1 pseudogene is annotated in these 283 nt (G+C 67.5%); it reads left to right on the plus strand.

The annotated features are described in order from the left end of the window. Positions 1 to 50: 50 nt before the first annotated feature. A pseudogene (locus FNH21_RS16790) lies at positions 51 to 283 on the plus strand (gfo/Idh/MocA family oxidoreductase); the annotation flags it as partial.

The raw sequence follows: 283 nt of genomic DNA on the forward strand, positions 1-283 counted from the left end.
CGATGAACGACGACGACAGCTGCGCATAGGCTCCGTTCCCGTAGCTGAGCGTGACCGCAGCCTGCAGGTCGACGCCGTCGTCGTTCATCGCGTCCTGCCCGGGTCAGGCCACCGTCTGCGGGTCCAAGGGCTGGCTGAAGACCGGCGGCGGGCCGCTCCACAACCCCAGGGAACTGACGATCAGTGCAGGGCACAACGAGGTCCGCGTGGAGCACTTCGAGCAGGTGGGCGCTGGGTACACCTACAAGCTGCGCGAGGTGACCCGCTGCATCCAGGAGGGCCT

The organism is Arthrobacter bussei (genome assembly GCF_009377195.2).
In the GTDB taxonomy this organism is placed as follows: domain Bacteria; phylum Actinomycetota; class Actinomycetes; order Actinomycetales; family Micrococcaceae; genus Arthrobacter_D; species Arthrobacter_D bussei.